The organism is Oleiphilus sp. HI0132, assembly GCF_001635845.1.
Genome location: NZ_LWGJ01000692.1, coordinates 1 through 727, shown reverse-complemented (window position 1 = coordinate 727; position 727 = coordinate 1). Strand labels below are relative to the sequence as shown.

The following is a 727-nucleotide window of genomic DNA, read 5'->3' as shown; positions in this document are numbered from 1 at the left end:
TATCGTAAATAATCTGTACACGCTAGCAACCAACCCTACTTGCCTCACGCCCAAGACAACTGTATATTCAAACAGCATTATTTAATTTCGAGGCAACGGTTTGCGCAAGATAATTCATGTAGATATGGATGCTTTCTTTGTATCCGTGGAAATCCGTGACCAACCGGCGTTAACTAATTTACCCGTTGCCGTTGGCGGAAAGCGCCACTCTCGCGGTGTCCTCTCTACCTGTAACTACATAGCACGAGAGTTTGGGCTTAGATCTGCCATGCCGACCTCAGTTGCGCTGCGTTTATGCCCAGATCTTGTATTGCTTCCGGGTAGAATGGATGTATATAGAACCGTTAGTAAACAGATTGGTGAAATATTCGAACGTTATACTGATCTGATCGAACCACTTAGCCTCGATGAAGCTTACCTTGATGTCACCAACTGCTCGTTACATCACGGTTCAGCAACGCTCATCGCTCAGGATATTTGCAAGACGATTCAACGTGAGCTTGGTCTGACAGCATCAGCAGGGGTGGCGCCCATCAAGTACCTCGCTAAAGTTGCCTCCGATATCAATAAACCAAACGGTATTTATGTAATTCCTCCAGAAAACGTGGCCAGTTTTATCGACGATATGCCTTTAGATAAAATCCCTGGCGTTGGCAAAGTCACCTTCGAGAAGCTCAGTGCTAAGCAACTGCGGTTTGGAAAAGATGTAAAGGCTTTTGACCAACAA

At 45.5% G+C, this 727-nt stretch carries 1 protein-coding gene; it reads left to right on the top strand.

What is annotated here, in order from left to right:
* Window positions 1–100: 100 nt before the first annotated feature.
* Window positions 101–727: DNA polymerase IV (gene dinB, locus A3766_RS08260; RefSeq protein WP_156508787.1), on the top strand; the 627-nt coding region annotated here is incomplete at its 3' end.